This is a genomic window from Albidovulum sediminis (genome assembly GCF_025380365.1).
GTDB lineage: Bacteria > Pseudomonadota > Alphaproteobacteria > Rhodobacterales > Rhodobacteraceae > Albidovulum > Albidovulum sediminis.
Map to the genome: position 1 here is coordinate 2188639 of NZ_JAOCQF010000001.1, position 15708 is coordinate 2204346.

The following is a 15708-nucleotide window of genomic DNA, read 5'->3' on the forward strand; positions in this document are numbered from 1 at the left end:
ACTGCCGCCGTTCCATGAAACGGAGGGCAAACCATGCCGGACGATGACAGCACACCCGAAACCGGGGCCCAGAAGAAGCGCAACTGGACCGAAGAGATCGAGGTTGCGGGAGAGGAACTGGTGGCGCGGGTCAAGGAACTTGCCGCCGACGCGCAGGTCAAGCGGATCCGCATCACCGAACCCGATGGCGATCTCGTCCTCGAGGTGCCGCTGACGATCGGCGCGATCGCCGGGGGCGCGGTCGTTCTCGCCGCGCCGCTGCTTGCCGTGATCGGCGCGCTCGCCGCCTTCGTCACCAAGGTGAAGATCGAGGTCGTGCGGACCGACCCCGACGACCGGGACTGAAGGGCGAAAGGGGGGCGAGGCCAGATCCCGCCCCGTCCGCCTCAGCGCTCCGCCTCAGCGGGCCACCGTCACCGTGCAATGCGCCCGGGCCGCGACATCCGCCGCGACGGAGCCGAGGACCAGTCGCGAGACGCCGCGCTTGTCGCCAGTGCCCATCACGATGTGATCGATACCGTTCTGCTCGGCATAGGCGACGATGCCCGCCGCGGGTTCACGGCTGACGACATCCACGATCCTTGCATTGCCCGCGCCATGTTCGGCGGCCACGGCCTTGGCCCCGTCCAGGATCGCGGCAAGATCGGCGTCCGACCAGTGCGGGATGAGCGGGCCGCGCGCCCCGCCATGGGCGACGTTGACGGCACAGATCGTCAGTTCCGCCCCGAACTTCGCCGCCATTTCTGCAGCCGCAATGACGGCGACCTTCGAATGGTCGGCACCGTCGGTCGCGCAAAGTATCTTCCGTGTCATGGTTTCCTCCATCTGAGTCCATGAAACAAATTCCACTTTAATGAAATAGCGTCCTTGACCTGTGTCAACCGCCTTCACTTCCCGCGTCGGAAAAACCGGGCGCGCGCGTAAAGTTCCTCAAGCCGCTTCATCCGCGCCTGCGTCTCTTCCCAGGTCAGGCTCTGGATCGCGGCCATCAGCGTCTCGATCAGCACCTGGATCGCCACGGTGGAGTCCCAGGCGGAAGGCACCTCGATATGCGCCGAAAGCCGGTAGCGCGCGCGCTCGGCCGCGGGCGAAACCCACTGGTCGGTGATCAGAACAACCTCTGCCCCCTGGTCGGCGGCCATCTCGACCAGGCTCAGGACGTTGTTCTCATAGCGGCGGATGTCGAAGGCCAGCAGGACGTCCCCCGGCACCATGTCGATCAGCGCCGGCGGCCAGGCGTTCGACATGTCGGAGATCAGCGTCACGTTCTGGCGGATCACCTTCATGTGGGTGACGAAGTAATCGGCCATCGCATGGGTGATGCGCCCGCCCATGGCAAAGATCTTGCGGTTGCTGTCGGCCATGAGGCCCGCCACGGCATCGAAATCGGCGTGGTCGATCTGGCCGAGCGTCGCCTGGAGGTTGCCGACGACCGCATCGGCAAACCGGTTCAGGATATGCGTATCCGGCACCCCGCCGGCCCAGCGGTCGTGCTTGGCGATGGGCGAGATCAGGCGCTCCTCGACCTCCAGCCTGACCACGGCCTGAAAGTCGGGATAGCCCTTGTATCCCAGCTTCTGGACCAGCCGCACCACCGTGGGGGTGGAGACCTCGGCCTCCTTCGCAAGCGCGGTGATCGAGCCCAGGACCGAGACCGGATAGTGCCGCGTGATATGCGATGCAAGTTGCCGCTCGCTGCGTGTGAGCGCATCGAACCGAGCACGGATCTGCTGTTCCACCGTCAGCGCCGAAGCTGGCATGATTGTCATCCTCCCCACACGGCCCGCGGCATCATGGAATCCGAACAAAGGCAACGGATCGACGCTCTTGGAAAAGATTGTAACAGAAATTTCATTCAGGAAAATATCTTGACAGAAACGCGCTCCTCGGAGGAGCCTTCGGGTAATGAATCAGGGGGGCGCCGGACAATGACGGCAACGGAGGCGGCTTTGCCAGTCGTGTCGATCGAGAACCGCGACGGGCGCGGCCCGTTCCTGATCGTCTGCGAGCATGCCTCGAATCACTTCCCCGCGGCGTTCGGCACCCTCGGACTTTCGGCCGAGGCGCGGAGCGCGCACATCGCCTGGGACCCAGGCGCGCTTGGGCTTGCGCGCGGGCTGTCGCGCGCCCTTGACGCCCCGCTGGTCGCGGCAGGGATCTCGCGCCTCATCTATGACCTCAACCGGCCTCCACATTCCGCCGGCGCGATGGCCGCCGAAAGCGAGATCTATGACATCCCCGGCAATGCCGCGATCGGCCCGGCCGAACGCCTGCGCCGGACCGAGCAGATATACCTGCCTTTCCACGGTGCGCTTCACGCCGAAATCGCGCGGCGGCTCGCGGCCGGGCATCCTCCGGTCGTGGTGACGGTCCATAGCTTCGCGCCGGTCTACTTCGGCAAGCGGCGCGATGTCAAACTGGGGGTCATCCACGATGGCGACCCGACCTTCGCCAACGCCGTCCTGGCCGAGGCATCCGCGCGCACGGGCCTTGTCTGCCGCCTGAACGAGCCGTACTCGGCCGCCGACGGCGTCACCCACACACTCAGGCTGCAAGTCTCGCCCTACGGGCTGCATCACGTAATGCTGGAAGTTCGGAACGATCTGATCGCCGGTGCCGACGCGGAAGAGGCGATGGCCGCGTCGCTCGCGCCCGTTCTCAAGGCGGCGCTCGCCGCAATTGCACCGCCAGTCAAGCAGAAGGCAACGGGCTGAGATGCCGAACTGGATCAAGACCTACGTGAAATTTGTGGACGCACTGAACTACCGGGTCGGGCGGTTCGCGATGTATCTTCTCTACCTGCTGATGGGAGTCCTGCTCTATTCGGTCGTCAGCAAGGGCGTCGGGACGCCGGCGAACTGGCCGATTGAGATGGCTCAGTTCACCATGGTCGCCTACTACATGCTGGGTGGACCCTACTCGCTGCAGCTTGACAGCAACGTGCGGATGGACCTGCTGTACGGCCGCTGGTCGGATCGCACGAAGGCCTGGGTGGACGCCTTCTCTATCTTTGCGATGATCTTCTACCTCGTGATCCTTCTGTGGGGCGCCTACGATTCCACCGTCTATTCGCTCGGCTTGAAATGGGTCGACAAGGAGGTCCTCGGCGTCACGCTCCCCTGGCCGCAGACCGGGTTCCTAGAGCGTAACCCGTCACTCTGGCGGCCGGTCATCTGGCCGATCAAAGTGATCATGATTGTCGGCATCTTCCTGATGCTCCTTCAAGCAATCGCGTTCTTCTTCAAGGACGTAGCACGTGTTCGCGGGGAAGAACTCTGATGTCCTACGACATGATCGCCATCATGATGTTTTCGACCATGATGGTCATGATGATCACCGGCCAGCGCGTCTTTGGCGCGATCGGTTTTGTCGCCGTGCTGGCCGCGGTGCTCCTGTGGGGGGACGGCGGCTCTAACCTTGGTTTCTCGGCGACGATCAAGCTGATGAACTGGTACCCGCTGCTGACCCTGCCGATGTTCATCTTCATGGGTTATGTGCTGAGCGAGGCACGGCTGGCCGACGATCTCTACCGGATGTTCCACGTCTGGTTCGGACCGGTTCCGGGCGGCCTTGCCATTGGCACCATCGGGCTGATGATCATCATCTCGGCGATGAACGGTCTGTCCGTGGCTGGTATGGCAATCGGCGCGACCATCGCCCTGCCCGAGCTGATCAAGCGTGGCTACGACAAGCAGATGATATCCGGGGTGATCCAGGCGGGATCGTCCCTTGGGATCCTGATCCCGCCCTCGGTCGTGCTGGTTCTCTACGCGATGATCGCGCGCCAGCCGGTCGGCCAGCTCTGGCTGGCCGGCGTTTTCCCGGGCCTCCTGATGGCGACGCTTTTCATCCTATACATCTGGATCCGATGCCGGCTGCAGCCGCACCTGGGACCAGTCATCTCGGCCGAGGAACGGGCCTCGATCCCGCGGTCCGAGAAGATCCGGCTGCTCTCGGCCGGTTTGCTGCCGCTGGGGATCTTCCTCATCATGATGGGGCCCTTCGTCACTGGATACACCTCGCTCGTCGAAAGTTCGGTGGTGGGGGCGCTGGCCTCGGTGCTTGCCGCGATCATCAAGGGACGTTTCACCCGCGCGGTGTTCGAAGAATCGACCCGACAGACGCTGGCGATCTCGTGCATGTTCATGTGGATCATCCTCGCGGCGCTGGCGTTCGGCGCGGTGTTCGACGGGCTGGGCGCGGTGAAGTCGATCCAGGGCCTCTTTATCGAGGACATGGGTCTGAATCGGTGGCAGATCCTCATACTGATGCAGCTTTCTTTCCTGATCATGGGCACCTTCCTGGACGATACCGCCATGCTGGTGATCGTCGCGCCGCTTTATGTGCCGCTGGTGAAGGCGCTGGAATTCGACCTCATCTGGTATGGTGTTCTTTACACCATCACCTGCCAGATTGCCTACATGACGCCGCCCTTCGGCTACAACCTGTTCCTGATGAGGGCGATGGCGCCAAAGGACTATTCCATCGTCGATATCTACCGCTCGATCATTCCCTTCGTCGGGGTGATGATCGTGGCGCTCGTGCTGGTCGCGGCCTTCCCCGAGATCGCGCTCTGGCTGCCCAACCATGTGTACAACAAGTAACCAAGAAGCCAGCCAACAAGGAGAAGAAGCCATGACATCAAGACGCAAGTTCCTTGCCGCCGCCGGACTAGGGGCTGCCGGCTCACTGGCAGCGCCCTCGATCGTCCGCGCGCAATCGGGCATCAAGTGGCGGATGCAGACCTATGCCGGCAGCGCCATCGGCCAGTTCGTGTCCAAGCCGATCGTCGACATGGTTAACAACGCCTCTAACGGGGAGCTCGAGATCGAGCTGTTCTACTCCGACCAACTCGTGCCCACGGGCGAGTTGTTCAGGGCGCTGCAGGACGGCACAATCCAGGCCGTCCATTCCGACGACGACTCGATGGCCGCTCCGGTCGATATCGCCATCTTCGGCGGCTACTTCCCGCTGGCGACCAAATACGCGCTCGATGTCCCGGTTCTGTTCAACCAGTACGGCCTCGCCGATATCTGGCGCGAGGCCTACCAGGAGGCCGGCGGCGTGGTCTGGCTGTCCTCGGCCGGCCAGGATCCCTGCAACTTCAACACCAAGAAGGAAGTGAAATCGCTTGCAGACCTCGATGGCCTCAAGCTCTACACCTTCCCGACGGCCGGCCGCTTCCTTTCCCAATTCGGGGTGGTGCCGGTGACGATCCCTTACGCGGACGCCGAGGTCGCGGTGCAGACTGGCGAGCTCGACGGCATGGCCTGGTCGGGCATCACCGAGGATTACACGGTCGGCTGGGCCAACGTCACCAACTACTTCCTGACCAACAATATCTCGGGCGCCTGGATCGGAAGCCACTTTGTGAACGAGAAGGCCTGGGCCGACCTGCCCGATCACCTCAAGAACGTCTATATGTCCTGCCTCGAAGCCAGCCACACCTTCCGCAACCAGTGGTACTGGGGCGGCGAGGCCAAGCTGCGCGCCACAGGCGACAAGCTGCAACTCCGCACGATCCCGGCGGCGGAATGGCAGGCGGTCGAGGACGCCGCCTTGTCGTTCTGGGACGAGATGGCCCAACAGTCGGAACGGTCGGCGAAGGTCGTCAAGATCTTCAAGGAATACAATGAGGTTCTGAGGAAAGCCGGTCCTCCGTACAGCTTCGGCTGACCGCATCAATGGGGCGGTGAGTCTTTCGCCGCCCCTTCCAATTTCGGAAAAATTTGATCAAATATACAGCAGAACGGTAGAGGGCCCGATTCCGGGCCTGCAAGAGAAACGAGGAGTGGCTCAATGCCCGCCAATCTGACATTCGACGCGCTGAAGAAGGCCGTCGCTTCCGGTGAAATCGACACGGTTCTTGTCTGCATCGTGGACATGCAGGGCCGCCTGATGGGCAAGCGGTTCGTCGCGCGGCACTTCGTCGATGGCGGATGGGAAGAAACCCACTGCTGCAACTATCTCCTGGCGGTCGACGTGGAGATGTTCACCGTTCCGGGCTACAAGTCGGCCAGCTGGTCGAAGGGCTACGGCGACTACACGGTGAAGCCGGACCTGTCGACGCTGCGCCGCGTGCCGTGGCTGCCCGGTACCGCGATGGTCATGTCCGACCTGCTCGACCACCACACGCACGAAGAGGTTGCCGTGTCGCCGCGCGCCATCCTCAAGCGTCAGGTCGCGCGCGCGAAGGCCATGGGCTTTGACGCCATGATGGCGACCGAGCTGGAATTCTACCTGTTCGCAAACAGCTATGATGCGATCACCGACTCCGGCTATCGCAACATCCAGACGCTGGGCCGCCACAACGTCGACTACGCGATCTTCGGCACCACCAAGGAAGAAGGCGTGATGCGCGCGATTCGCAACGGCCTTTGGGACGCGGGCGTGCCGATCGAATGCTCCAAGGGCGAGGCCGAGGTCGGGCAGGAAGAGGTCAACGCGAAGTATTCTGACGCCCTCGACACCTGCGACAACCACGCGATCATCAAGAACGGCGTCAAGGAAATCTGCCACCAGCACGGCCACGCCGCGACCTTCATGGCCAAGTACCACCACGAACGCGCCGGATCGTCGAGCCATGTGCACCAGTCGCTCTGGAAGGACGGCAAGCCCGCCTTCCTCGACAAGAACGCGCCGCACGGCATGTCCGACCTGATGAAGCACTACGTCGCGGGACAGCTTGCCTACGCGCGCGAGATCACGCCCCTGCTTGCCCCCTACATCAACAGCTACAAGCGCTATGTCGTCGGCATGTTCGCGCCCACCAAGGCGGTCTGGAGCCTCGATAACCGCACGGCAGGCTTCCGGGTCTGCGGAGAGGGTACGAAAGGCATCCGGGTCGAATGCCGGATCGGCGGCGCCGACCTCAACCCCTACATGGCCTGCGCCGGACTTCTTGCCGCCGGCCTTGCGGGGATCGAGCAGAAGATGGACCTGGAGCCCGCAATCTCCGGCGACATCTACAGCGCCCGCCGGGTGCGCGAGATCCCGAAGACGCTCGGCGAGGCAGCCGATCTGATGTCGAAATCGAAGATGCTGCGCGCGGCCTTCGGCGACGACGTGGTGGACCACTACGTCCACGCCGCGCACTGGGAAATCTCGGAGCAGAACCGTGTCGTGACCGATTGGGAGCTGAAGCGGGGCTTTGAGCGGCTCTGAAGAAATGACCGGCGCCATCGGGCGCCAAGCGAGGACCAGATGACCAAGATGATCCAATGTATCTCGCCCGTCGACGGGCGGGTCTATGCCGAGCGGCCGGCGCTATCGCCCGAGGCCGCGGCGGCTTGCGTCGCACGTGCGAAAGCTGCTCAACCGGCCTGGGCCGCGCGCCCGCTCGACGAACGCATCGCGCTCGTCCGCGAAGGGGTGGCCAACCTCAACGCCGACAAGGCCCGCATCGTCGAGGAACTGGCCTGGCAGATGGGCCGCCCGACGCGCTTCGGCGGCGAATTCGGCGGCCTGAACGAGCGCACCAACTACATGGCGGGAATCGCCGCCGAAGCCCTCGCGCCGATGATGGTCGAGGAGACGGACCGCTTCGCCCGCCGGATCGAGTTCGCGCCCCACGGCGTCGTTTTCGTCGTGGCCCCCTGGAACTACCCCTACATGACCGCGATGAACACCATCGTGCCCGCGCTCATCGCCGGGAACTCGGTCATGCTCAAGCATGCCAGCCAGACGCTCCTGGTGGGCGAACGCATCGCCGAGGCGCTGCACAAGGCGGGCGTGCCGTCCGACGTGTTCCAGAACGTCGTCCTTGACCACGCGGGCACCGAAAAGCTGATCGCCGACCGTTCCTTCGGCTTTGTCAACTTCACCGGCTCCGTCGGCGGCGGGCAGGCCATCGAACGGGCCGCCGCGGGGACCTTCACCGGGCTCGGGCTGGAACTTGGCGGCAAGGACCCCGGCTACGTGATGGACGATGCCGACCTCGACTGGGCGGTTGACGTGCTGATGGACGGCGCCATGTACAACGCCGGCCAATGCTGCTGCGGGATCGAGCGCATCTATGTCGCCGAGAAGCTTTTCGACGGCTTTGTCGAAAAGGCGGTGAACTGGGCCAACGGCCTGAAGCTTGGCAACCCCTTCGACGCCGAGACGACGCTTGGCCCGATGGCCAATGTCCGCTTCGCGAGAACCGTGCGTGACCAGACCGCCGAGGCCGTGGCGAAGGGCGCGAAACCCCTGATCGAAAAGCAGAACTTCCCGGCCGATGATGGCGGCGCCTACCTGATGCCGCAGATCCTCGTCAACGTCGACCACTCCATGCGGGTGATGACCGAGGAAAGCTTCGGCCCCGTCGTCGGCATCATGCCCGTCAAAAACGACGCCGAGGCGCTGCGCCTGATGAACGACAGCCCCTATGGCCTGACCGCAAGCCTCTGGACCCAGGACCCCGACCGCGCCTGGGCGCTGGCCCGGCAGATCGAGACCGGCACCGTCTTCATGAACCGCGCGGACTACCTCGATCCGGCGATCTGCTGGACCGGCTGCAAGGACACCGGCCGCGGCGTCGGCCTCTCGAAGCTCGGCTACCAGTCCGTCACCCGTCCCCGCTCCTACCACTTCCGCAAGGTGAAACCATGACCGCCCCCACCGCCAACTGGTCCTATCCGACCGCCGTCAAGTTCGGCCCCGGCCGTATCCGCGAGCTTGCCGACCACTGCAAGGCGGTCGGCATGAAGAAGCCGCTGCTGGTGACCGACAAGGCACTGGCTAGCCTGCCGATCACCGCCCAGGCGCTGGATATACTCGACGCCGCCGGTCTGGGCCGCGCGATCTTCTCCGAGGTGGACCCGAACCCGAACGAGAGGAACATGGAGGCCGGGCTCAAGGTCTATCGCGCCGGCGGGCATGACGGCGTCGTCTGCTTCGGCGGCGGCTCGGCGCTCGACCTCGGCAAGATGGTCGCGCTCATGGTCGATCAGAAGGTCAGCGTCTGGGAGCTTGAGGATATCGGCGACTGGTGGACCCGCGCCGATGCCTCGAAGATCGCTCCCATCGTTGCGGTGCCGACCACCGCCGGGACCGGGTCCGAAGTGGGGCGCGCCGGGGTGCTGACAAACTCCGCCACCCACAAGAAGAAGATCATCTTCCACCCGAAGCTGCTGCCCGCGGTCACGATCTGCGACCCGGAACTGACGGTCGGCATGCCGCGCTTCATCACCGCCGGCACCGGCATGGACGCGCTCGCCCACTGCCTCGAGGCCTATTCCTCGCCCTTCTACCACCCGATGAGCCAGGGCATCGCGCTCGAAGGCATGCGCCTCGTGTTCGAGAACCTGCCGAAGGTCTATTCAAACCCGAACGACCTCGAGGCCCGCGCCCACATGATGAGCGCGGCGGCCATGGGAGCCGTCGCCTTCCAGAAGGGGCTGGGCGCGATTCATTCGCTCAGCCACCCGGTCGGCGCGGTCTACAACACTCACCACGGCACCACGAACGCGGTGGTCATGCCCATGGTGCTCGACTTCAACCGCCACGCGATCGAGGACCGGATCGGCATGGCCGCCGCCTATCTTGGGGTCAAGGGCGGTTTCGACGGCTTCCGCGCCCGGGTGATGGAGCTTCGCGCTGAACTCGCGATCCCCGCGAACCTCACCGCAATGGGGGTAGAGGCGTCGCGCCTCGACGAACTGACCGAAATGGCGCTTGAGGATCCGTCCTGCGGTGGCAACCCTGTTGCCATGACGCGCGAAAACACCCGCGCGCTTTACGACGCCTGCATGTGAAGCAACGCGGGGAAGCGGGGGGCCGCCTGCCCCCCGCACCCCCCGGGAGTATTTTCACCAGAATGAAGACGGGCTCTTTCATTCTGGTAAAAAATACTCCGGGGTGAATTTGGCCGCAGGCCAAAGAGGGGCAGAGCCCCTCTGACCGGGGGAGCGACATGGCGGAAGCGATCGAGATCGCCGTGATCGGCGCGGGTGTCGTCGGGCTCGCCATCGCGCACAGGCTGGCGACCGAAGGCCGGGAGGTCGTGGTGATCGATCCGGCGCCCCCCGGTTCAGGGGCGTCCTACGGAAACGCCGGGACGGTCGCGGACTACGCGATTCAACCGGTCGGAACGCCAGCGGTCCTGAAATCGCTTCCGTCCCTGCTCTTCGACCGGAACTCACCGCTTGCCATCCGCACGATGGCCTTTCCGTCGCTCGTGCCATGGCTCCTGCGCTTTGCCCGTCAATCCCTGCCCGGGGCCGCGCGCGGCAACGCACTGGCGCTGACCGAGCTCCTGTCTGATGCCTTGACGCGCTGGCAGGCGCTGGCCGAGGCGATCGGGGCGGCCGGCTTGCTCCGCAATCATGGCTGCCTCTACTGGTACCGGAGCGACCGGGCTTTCGCGGACGCGCGTGCGGACATCGCATTCCGGCGTGCCTGCGGCGTCAGGGTGGAACTGCTTGATCCGCGCGAAATCTCTGCGCTCGAACCCGGACTTCCCGTCGAAGGCGGCGGCGGCGCTTTTTTCCCGGGCGCGCTGTTCATGACCGATCCGGGTCGCGTCGTCTCCCTCCTCGCGGAAGCGGTGTCCGCACGGGGCGCAAGACTGCTCACCGCGCGCGTGACGGACCTTACGCGGCGGGATGGCGGCGCGCGCCTGACAGGCCCCGGCCTGGACATCCAGGCCCGCCGCGTGATCATCGCCGCAGGGGCGCATTCCCGCCCGCTCGCGCGGCAGGCCGGCGATGCCATCCCGCTGGATACCGAGCGCGGCTATCATCTGGAATGGGACATGGAGCACCTGCCGATCACCCGGCCGATCTGCCCGACGGCGCAAGGCTTCTACTTGTGCCCGATGGCCGGCCGGCTTCGTGCCGCGGGCACGGTCGAGCTGGGCGGGCTCTCCGCGCCCCCTTCGCCGCACCGCATCGCCAGGCTTCTGGAAGGCGCGCGCAGCGTCTTTCCGGACCTTCCGGAGCCGGACCGCGAATGGATGGGGTTTCGCCCCTCCATCCCGGACAGCCTGCCCGTCATCGGCCCCTCTCGCGGCGGTCCCGAGGTGCTATTCGCCTTCGGTCACGGGCATATTGGGCTGACGCTTGCCCCCCGGACGGCGGCGATGATCGCCGCGCAGGTGCTTGGCCAGCCCTCACTGCCGGGTTCGGAGGCCGTCCGGGCCGACAGGTTCTGAACTGCGGGCCGCTTCGGTCAGCGCCGCCCCGATGCGTAGCGTTCCCAGAGCCAGATCAGCAGCATCGCGCCCAGGACCGCGCCCACGAACCCGGCCGCGAACCCCGTGACCGCGATCAGAAAGCGGAGGACCAGCCCGCCGATCAGGGCGCCAAGGACGCCGATCGCGATGGTGGTCACGATGTCGGTCTCGATCCGCATGATCCGCGTGGCCAGAAACCCGGCGGCGGCTCCGATGATGATCAGGGCAAGGATATGCATGCTGTCCTCCGTTGCGCCGAGTATGGCGCGGCCGCGCCGAATTGGAAATGGTCAGGACAGACGGGCCGGCAGATCCCATCCGCGCAAGAGCTCCCCCGCCGGCATCGGTCGCTTTCCCTCGCGCTGCGCCTCGACGATCTCGACCGCACCCATGCCGCAGGCCACGACAAAGCCGCCAAGAACCTCTCCGGGCGTGCCCGCGCCGGCAACCACGCGCGATCTCAGAAGCTTCACGCGTTCGCCGGCGATGTCCGTCCAGGCGCCTGGAAACGGGGACAGCCCCCGGATCAGCCGGTCAACCTCCTCGGCCGGGCGTGTCCAGTCCACCCGGGCCTCGGCCTTGTCGATCTTGGAGGCATAGGTCACGCCGGCCTCGGGCTGCGGCACCGCGGGCAGTTCCGCCAACCGAGCGAGCGCCTGAAGGATCGCGCGCGCGCCCATCGCAGCCAGCCTGTCGTGCAGGTCGGCGGTCGTGTCCTCCGCCCCGATCGGCGTCCTTGTCTCCAAAAGTACCGGGCCGGTATCCAGCCCCGCCTCCATCCGCATGATCGAGATGCCGGTCTCCGCATCGCCGGCCATGATGGCCCGCTGGATGGGCGCGGCCCCCCGCCAGCGCGGCAGCAGCGAGGCGTGGATGTTCAGGCAACCCTTCGCCGGCGCGTCCAGAACCGCCTGCGGCAGGATCAGGCCATAGGCGACCACCACCGCCACATCGGCCATCAGCGCAGCGAATTCCGCCTGTGCCGCTTCACCCTTCAGCGAAACCGGATGCCTGACGGAAAGCCCCAGCGCCTCCGCCCGCGCCTGCACCGCGGAAGGCCGGTCCCGCTTTCCGCGTCCGGCGGGCCGGGGTGGCTGGGTGTATACACAGACGACCTCGTGCGCCGCATGAAGCGCGTCCAACGCCGGCACCGCGAATTCCGGTGTTCCCATGAAGATCACGCGCATGCACCGACCCTTCTTCGGTGCGCAAATGCTCCGAAGCGGGTCCGAGGGATGCAAGATTCCCCGGCCGCGCAGGGTCATTCGCGCCGTTTCAGCTTTTCCGCCTTTGCCACCAGCATCTTCCGGCGCAGCGGCGACAGGTGATCGACATACATCCTGCCGTTCAGGTGGTCGATCTGGTGCTGCACGCTCGTGGCCCAGAGGCCGACGAAGTCCCGCTCCTCGACCTCCCCCGCCTCGTTTAGATATTGCACGGTAACCGCCCGCGGGCGCTCGACCACCGCCGACACGCCGGGCAGGTTCGGGCTCGCCTCCTCATGCCGGCGCATCTGGACCGAGGCATGCAGGATCTCGGGATTGGCCATCTTCACCGCCTGCCCGCGCTTTTCCGAACAGTCGACGACCGCCAACCGCAGCATGATCCCGATCTGCGGCGCCGCCAGACCGTAGCCCGGCATCGCATCCATGGTCTCCACCATGTCGTCCCAGATCATGCGGACGGTTTCGTTCACGCCCGCCACCGGCTCCGCAGCCGTGCGAAGCCGCTTGTCGGGCCAGGGAACGAAGGCGCGAACGCTCACGCCCGCGCCCGCTCGCGCTTCAGCTTTTCCATCCTGCGCGTGATCAGCTGGCGCTTGAGCGGCGTGAGGTAATCGATGAACAGCTTGCCGTCGAGATGGTCGATCTCATGCTGGGCGCAGGTTGCCCAAAGCCCCGCGAAGTGTTCTTCCTGCGTCCGCCCATCCAGCCCGAGCCAGCGGACCCGGACCTCGGCAGGCCGCGTCACTTCGGCATACTGTTCGGGGATCGACAGGCATCCTTCCTCATGCACGTTCACCTCGTCCGAGGTCCAGGTGATCTCGGGGTTGAGTAGGACCATGGGCCGGGGGGTCGCGCCTTCTTCCTTGACGCAATCCATCACGAAGATGCGCTTCATCAGTCCGACCTGCGGCCCGGCGAGACCAACACCGGGGGCATCGTACATCGTTTCCAGCATGTCTTCGGCGATGCGGTGCAACTCGCCCGTGACCTCCGTCACGGGATCGCAGCGCTTCTTGAGACGCGGGTCGGGATGGATCAGGATCGGGCGAATGCTCATGCGCGTGATTTAGGGCATGGCCTGCCTGCGCGCAATGCCCCCCGCCATACCTCCGGCGGGGGCCCCCTTGCACCCGGCGCCCCTTCGGCTACGGTGCGCCCGATGCAACCGGAGGTATTTCATGTCGTTCGACGACATCATCGACTTTCACGGCACCCATTCCAACAAATGGGACATGATGGAACAGAACACTGGTGTACCCTCCGCCGAGGGCCTCGCCATGTGGGTCGCCGACATGGATTTCCGCCCGCCAGAGGGGATGATCCGCGCCGTCACCGACGCTGCCGGGCGCGGGCTCTTCACCTATTTCGGCGATCTGGGAGAGTATGAGGCATCCATCGTCTGGTGGATGAAGACGCGTCACAGCTGGGACGTGGCCCCGGCCGAGATCATGACCACGCACGGCATCGTCAACGCCGTCTCCATGGCGCTCGAGGCCTACACCCGCCCCGGCGACGGCGTCATCCTGATGACGCCGGTCTACCACGCCTTCGCCCGCGTCATCCGCGCCAACGACCGCCGGCTGGTCGAATGCCCCCTGTCCCTGAAGGACGGCATGTATGCGATGGATTTCGACACGTGGGAGGGGATGATGACCGGGGATGAGCGGATGCTCATCCTCTGCTCCCCCCACAATCCCGGCGGCCGGGTCTGGACGCGGGACGAACTGCGGGCGGTGGCCGATTTCGCCCGCCGCCACGACCTGATCCTGGTCTCGGACGAGATCCACCACGACCTCGTCTATCCCGGCCGCAAGCACCTGCCCATGCCGGTCGCGGCGCCCGAGGTGCGCGACAGGACGGTGGTGATGTCGGCCACGTCGAAGACCTTCAACGTCGCCGGCATGCATTGCGGCAATGTCATCATCCACAACCCTGCCTTGCGCTCCGCCTACCAGAAGCGGCTCTCCCAGTTGTCGATCTCACCGAACTCCATGTCATTGCGCATGACGCCCGCGCTCTACTCGCCCGAGGGTGCTGCCTGGGTCGATGCGCTCTGCGTCTATCTCGACAACAACCACCGGATCTTCGTCGATGGCATCAACGCGATCCCCGGCCTCAGAGCGCAACCGATGCAGGGAACCTACCTCGCCTGGGTCGACTTTGCCGGAACCGGCATGACGCGCGAGGAGTTTTCGGCCCGCGTCGCGCAGGGTGCAAAGATCGCGGCCAACTCCGGTCCCGCCTTCGGCGCGGGCGGCGAAACCTTCCTGCGCTTCAACCTCGGCACCTCCCGCGCCCTGGTCGAGGAAGCCGTCGCACGCATGCGCCACGCCTTCCGCGACTTGCAATGACACACGCCGCCTGACGCGCCTGCGCTTCTTCTTTTTCCAAGTATCCCGGGGGTCCGGGGGTGGAGCCCCCGGCCGGTCAGCCCGCGCGGGCAGCCCGGGATCTAGTGCCGCGGCAGGTATCCCACCGGCGCATTCTCGTCCCGGACATAGTCGAGCGGTGCGCGCTCGGCTGCGGCGGTCGACCGCTTCATGACGCAGATCAGTTCCCCCGCCTCGACCTCAGACGCGATGATCAGCGATTGCCAAAGGTGCCGTGACCCGTCGTAGATATCGACCAGCCCCCGGAGATGGGCGACCTGATCGGCGTCCAGCGCGAAGCCGTCCTCCCAGAATCGCAGGATCGGATAGACCTCGTCGCCAACCAGAACCCTGAGTCGGGACCGCTTCCGCAAGTCACGCTTGCGCGCCTCCTCAAGCCCGGCGCGCACCTCCTTCGGCAGGAAATCAGACATCCCGTGTACTCCCCCAGCACCCCACCAGCCTCGCCCCGATCCTGAAACAGATCAAGTTAAGGTTTGATGACGCGGCAATATCGCACCAATCAAGGGGCTCGAACGCCCTTCCTTGCCAAATCGCGAACAATCAGGGTCAGCTTCGCGCGCCGTAATGTTCGACGACCGAGGCCAGGTCATCCGGCGGGGTGCCCTTGGGCAGGCACGCGCAGGCATTCGCCGCCAGTTCGAAGATCGATCCATCGGAAAAGAAGCTTGCCGAGGTGACGAAGATCACCCGCGCCTCCGGATGCCGATAGCTGGCATAGTCGGCAACCGCCAGTGCGCTGCCTTCGGTCAGGACAAGGTCAAGCACGATCACATCCGGTTCTGCCTCGGCGATGGCGGCAGCGGCCTCATCCTGGCTGGCAGCCCGCATCACTTCAAGGCCCCGACGCTCCAGATGGCGTTGCCAGAGCCAGCCCAGACTGGCGTCGCTCTCGACGATCAGCACGCGCATCGGAATCCCCTCGCGGCACCGGCGC

18 protein-coding genes are annotated in these 15708 nt (G+C 65.2%); 10 read left to right on the forward strand and 8 right to left on the reverse strand.

Annotation, left to right across the window (positions count from 1 at the left end; genetic code table 11):
- Positions 1–33: 33 nt before the first annotated feature.
- Positions 34–345, forward strand: coding sequence for a DUF4342 domain-containing protein (locus N5I32_RS10765; protein WP_261495618.1), 312 nt, complete (start codon positions 34–36; stop codon positions 343–345).
- Between the two features lie 54 nt (positions 346–399).
- Here the strand turns inward: N5I32_RS10765 and N5I32_RS10770 are convergent, their stop codons facing one another.
- A complete protein-coding gene (locus N5I32_RS10770) occupies positions 400–813 on the reverse strand; it encodes a universal stress protein (protein ID WP_261495619.1) in 414 nt (137 codons plus the stop codon).
- A 74-nt stretch (positions 814–887) separates the two neighbouring features.
- Positions 888–1760 carry a MurR/RpiR family transcriptional regulator gene (locus N5I32_RS10775; protein WP_261495620.1) on the reverse strand — a complete coding sequence of 291 codons (873 nt, stop codon included), beginning with the start codon at positions 1758–1760 and terminating at the stop codon, positions 888–890.
- Positions 1761–1928: 168 nt separating this feature from the next.
- Between N5I32_RS10775 and N5I32_RS10780 the strand changes: the two genes are divergently transcribed.
- The 8 genes from N5I32_RS10780 to N5I32_RS10815 all read left to right on the forward strand — a co-directional run bounded on the left by N5I32_RS10780 (position 1929) and on the right by N5I32_RS10815 (position 11134).
- Complete coding sequence (locus N5I32_RS10780; RefSeq protein ID WP_261495621.1) at positions 1929–2714, forward strand: N-formylglutamate amidohydrolase; 786 nt, start codon at positions 1929–1931, stop codon at positions 2712–2714.
- 1 nt (position 2715) lies between these two features.
- Positions 2716–3279, forward strand: coding sequence for a TRAP transporter small permease subunit (locus tag N5I32_RS10785; RefSeq protein ID WP_261495623.1), 564 nt, complete (start codon positions 2716–2718; stop codon positions 3277–3279).
- A complete protein-coding gene (locus N5I32_RS10790; protein WP_261495625.1) occupies positions 3279–4604 on the forward strand; it encodes a TRAP transporter large permease in 1326 nt (441 codons plus the stop codon). The genes N5I32_RS10785 and N5I32_RS10790 overlap by 1 nt, the downstream gene beginning before the upstream one ends.
- Before the next feature lie 31 nt (positions 4605–4635).
- Positions 4636–5676, forward strand: a complete 1041-nt coding sequence (locus N5I32_RS10795; RefSeq protein WP_261495626.1) for a TRAP transporter substrate-binding protein — start codon at positions 4636–4638, stop codon at positions 5674–5676.
- Between the two features lie 123 nt (positions 5677–5799).
- The gene (locus N5I32_RS10800; RefSeq protein WP_261495629.1) at positions 5800–7164 is read left to right on the forward strand and encodes a glutamine synthetase family protein; all 1365 of its coding nucleotides are present in this window, start codon (positions 5800–5802) and stop codon (positions 7162–7164) included.
- Between the two features lie 39 nt (positions 7165–7203).
- Entirely contained in the window at positions 7204–8592 is a 1389-nt protein-coding gene (locus N5I32_RS10805) for an aldehyde dehydrogenase family protein (protein WP_261495630.1), read from the forward strand.
- Complete coding sequence (locus tag N5I32_RS10810) at positions 8589–9737, forward strand: iron-containing alcohol dehydrogenase (protein WP_261495631.1); 1149 nt, start codon at positions 8589–8591, stop codon at positions 9735–9737. The genes N5I32_RS10805 and N5I32_RS10810 overlap by 4 nt, the downstream gene beginning before the upstream one ends.
- A gap of 158 nt (positions 9738–9895) precedes the next feature.
- Complete coding sequence (locus tag N5I32_RS10815) at positions 9896–11134, forward strand: NAD(P)/FAD-dependent oxidoreductase (RefSeq protein ID WP_261495632.1); 1239 nt, start codon at positions 9896–9898, stop codon at positions 11132–11134.
- Positions 11135–11151: 17 nt separating this feature from the next.
- Here the strand turns inward: N5I32_RS10815 and N5I32_RS10820 are convergent, their stop codons facing one another.
- The 4 genes from N5I32_RS10820 to def (N5I32_RS10835) all read right to left on the reverse strand — a co-directional run bounded on the left by N5I32_RS10820 (position 11152) and on the right by def (N5I32_RS10835) (position 13438).
- Positions 11152–11394: a GlsB/YeaQ/YmgE family stress response membrane protein gene (locus tag N5I32_RS10820; RefSeq protein ID WP_261495634.1), complete on the reverse strand. Its 243-nt coding sequence runs from the start codon at positions 11392–11394 to the stop codon at positions 11152–11154.
- A 51-nt stretch (positions 11395–11445) separates the two neighbouring features.
- Positions 11446–12342 (reverse strand): methionyl-tRNA formyltransferase, encoded by an 897-nt coding sequence (fmt, locus tag N5I32_RS10825; protein ID WP_261495635.1) that lies wholly within the window; start codon positions 12340–12342, stop codon positions 11446–11448.
- A 74-nt stretch (positions 12343–12416) separates the two neighbouring features.
- Positions 12417–12920: a peptide deformylase gene (gene def, locus N5I32_RS10830; protein WP_261495636.1), complete on the reverse strand. Its 504-nt coding sequence runs from the start codon at positions 12918–12920 to the stop codon at positions 12417–12419.
- Positions 12917–13438 carry a peptide deformylase gene (gene def / locus N5I32_RS10835; RefSeq protein ID WP_261495637.1) on the reverse strand — a complete coding sequence of 174 codons (522 nt, stop codon included), beginning with the start codon at positions 13436–13438 and terminating at the stop codon, positions 12917–12919. The genes def (N5I32_RS10830) and def (N5I32_RS10835) overlap by 4 nt, the downstream gene beginning before the upstream one ends.
- Positions 13439–13559: 121 nt before the next feature.
- On the opposite strand from def (N5I32_RS10835), the gene N5I32_RS10840 reads away from it, so the two are divergent.
- Positions 13560–14732 (forward strand): MalY/PatB family protein, encoded by a 1173-nt coding sequence (locus tag N5I32_RS10840; RefSeq protein WP_261495638.1) that lies wholly within the window; start codon positions 13560–13562, stop codon positions 14730–14732.
- Positions 14733–14833: 101 nt separating this feature from the next.
- Here N5I32_RS10840 and N5I32_RS10845 read toward each other — a convergent pair whose 3' ends face one another.
- Together N5I32_RS10845 and N5I32_RS10850 are read right to left on the reverse strand one after the other, a co-directional pair.
- Complete coding sequence (locus N5I32_RS10845; RefSeq protein ID WP_261495639.1) at positions 14834–15184, reverse strand: hypothetical protein; 351 nt, start codon at positions 15182–15184, stop codon at positions 14834–14836.
- Between the two features lie 136 nt (positions 15185–15320).
- Positions 15321–15683, reverse strand: a complete 363-nt coding sequence (locus N5I32_RS10850) for a response regulator (RefSeq protein ID WP_261495640.1) — start codon at positions 15681–15683, stop codon at positions 15321–15323.
- Between the last annotated feature and the right edge of the window lie 25 nt (positions 15684–15708).

What these genes read in the sequence shown, in the direction of transcription:
- N5I32_RS10765 (WP_261495618.1), top strand. Translation starts at nt 34, where the DNA reads ATGCCGGACGATGACAGCACACCCGAAACCGGGGCCCAGAAGAAGCGC.
- N5I32_RS10785 (WP_261495623.1), top strand. Translation starts at nt 2,716, where the DNA reads ATGCCGAACTGGATCAAGACCTACGTGAAATTTGTGGACGCACTGAAC.
- N5I32_RS10815 (WP_261495632.1), top strand. Translation starts at nt 9,896, where the DNA reads ATGGCGGAAGCGATCGAGATCGCCGTGATCGGCGCGGGTGTCGTCGGG.
- N5I32_RS10790 (WP_261495625.1), top strand. Translation starts at nt 3,279, where the DNA reads ATGTCCTACGACATGATCGCCATCATGATGTTTTCGACCATGATGGTC.
- N5I32_RS10840 (WP_261495638.1), top strand. Translation starts at nt 13,560, where the DNA reads ATGTCGTTCGACGACATCATCGACTTTCACGGCACCCATTCCAACAAA.
- def (WP_261495637.1), bottom strand. Translation starts at nt 13,438, where the DNA reads ATGAGCATTCGCCCGATCCTGATCCATCCCGACCCGCGTCTCAAGAAG.
- N5I32_RS10775 (WP_261495620.1), bottom strand. Translation starts at nt 1,760, where the DNA reads ATGCCAGCTTCGGCGCTGACGGTGGAACAGCAGATCCGTGCTCGGTTC.
- N5I32_RS10800 (WP_261495629.1), top strand. Translation starts at nt 5,800, where the DNA reads ATGCCCGCCAATCTGACATTCGACGCGCTGAAGAAGGCCGTCGCTTCC.
- N5I32_RS10795 (WP_261495626.1), top strand. Translation starts at nt 4,636, where the DNA reads ATGACATCAAGACGCAAGTTCCTTGCCGCCGCCGGACTAGGGGCTGCC.
- fmt (WP_261495635.1), bottom strand. Translation starts at nt 12,342, where the DNA reads ATGCGCGTGATCTTCATGGGAACACCGGAATTCGCGGTGCCGGCGTTG.
- N5I32_RS10805 (WP_261495630.1), top strand. Translation starts at nt 7,204, where the DNA reads ATGACCAAGATGATCCAATGTATCTCGCCCGTCGACGGGCGGGTCTAT.
- N5I32_RS10850 (WP_261495640.1), bottom strand. Translation starts at nt 15,683, where the DNA reads ATGCGCGTGCTGATCGTCGAGAGCGACGCCAGTCTGGGCTGGCTCTGG.
- N5I32_RS10810 (WP_261495631.1), top strand. Translation starts at nt 8,589, where the DNA reads ATGACCGCCCCCACCGCCAACTGGTCCTATCCGACCGCCGTCAAGTTC.
- N5I32_RS10770 (WP_261495619.1), bottom strand. Translation starts at nt 813, where the DNA reads ATGACACGGAAGATACTTTGCGCGACCGACGGTGCCGACCATTCGAAG.
- N5I32_RS10845 (WP_261495639.1), bottom strand. Translation starts at nt 15,184, where the DNA reads ATGTCTGATTTCCTGCCGAAGGAGGTGCGCGCCGGGCTTGAGGAGGCG.
- N5I32_RS10780 (WP_261495621.1), top strand. Translation starts at nt 1,929, where the DNA reads ATGACGGCAACGGAGGCGGCTTTGCCAGTCGTGTCGATCGAGAACCGC.
- N5I32_RS10820 (WP_261495634.1), bottom strand. Translation starts at nt 11,394, where the DNA reads ATGCATATCCTTGCCCTGATCATCATCGGAGCCGCCGCCGGGTTTCTG.